1 protein-coding gene is annotated in these 1,267 nt (G+C 54.4%); it reads right to left on the reverse strand.

All coding sequences use genetic code 11. The annotated features are described in order from the left end of the window. The coding region (locus H9644_RS21390) for a glutamate decarboxylase (protein WP_105289638.1) at positions 1-1,267 on the reverse strand (1,267 nt) is incomplete at both ends.

Consider the following 1,267-nt stretch of genomic DNA (forward strand, 5'->3'; position numbering starts at 1 on the left):
TTTCGGGTGATCGCTGAGATATTTCAGGGAGGCTTTGTAGTCTTCCAGTAACAGTTCAGCGAAGTCCATTTCGAAGCCGCGACGGCACATAATGCGCATTACCACGATGTCGGTGGCTTCACCGCCGAGGGTAAATGCCGGCACCTGCCAGCCGCGCAGGCGCAGACGTTCAGAGAGGTCATACAGGGTGTATCCTGGATTTTCCCCGTCTTTCAGTTTGAAGCACACCGCCGGGATACCTTCATCCGGGCGCCCCGTACAGATGAACTCATACGGCCCCAGTTTGGCGATTTCATCCGCCAGATAAGTGGCGACCTGGTAAGAGGCGTTCTGTACTTTGGTATAACCTTCACGACCGAGGCGCAGGAATTCATAGTACTGTGCAATCACCTGGCCCGCCGGGCGGGAGAAGTTGATGGCGAAAGTACCAATCTGACCGCCGAGATAGTCAACGTTGAATACCAGTTCTTTCGGCAGCGCCTCTTCGTCACGCCAGATAACCCAGCCGCAGCCCAGCGGAGCCAGACCGAATTTATGGCCTGAAGCACTGATGGATTTCACGCGCGGCAGGCGGAAGTCCCAGACAATATCCGGTGCCACAAATGGCGCAAGGAAGCCACCACTGGCGGCGTCGATGTGCATGTCGATGTCGATACCGGTATCCGCCTGGAATTTATCCAGCGCATCGTGTAGCGGTTGCGGGAACTCATAGTTACCCGTGTAGGTCACGCCGAAAGTCGGCACCACGCCGATGGTGTTTTCGTCGCAGGCCTCAATCATGCGTTTCGGATCCATAAATAGCTGGCCGGGGCGCATAGGGATCTCGCGCAGCTCAACATCCCAGTAGCGGGCGAATTTATGCCAGCAGATTTGCACCGGCCCACAGACCAGGTTTGGTTTATTGGTCGGCTTACCTGCGGCTTCCATTCGTTTGCGCCAACGCCATTTCATCGCCATCCCGCCGAGCATACAGGCCTCGGAAGAACCAATGGTGTTGGTGCCAACGGCCTGGCCGTTTTTCGGTGCAGGCGCATGCCACAGGTCAGCAACCATGTTTACACAGCGCAGGTCGATAGCTGCGGATTGTGGATATTCTTCTTTGTCGATCCAGTTTTTATTGATCGACAGGTCCATCAATTTATGGACATTTTCGTCGTCCCAGGTCTGGCAAAAAGTTGCCAGGTTCTGACGAGCGTTACCGTCGAGAAATAATTCATCATTGATAATTTGAAATGCGACATCATCGCGCATTTCATGCAGCGGAAAA

Origin of the sequence: Escherichia whittamii (genome assembly GCF_014836715.1) — a bacterium.
Classification (GTDB): Bacteria; Pseudomonadota; Gammaproteobacteria; order Enterobacterales; family Enterobacteriaceae; genus Escherichia; species Escherichia whittamii.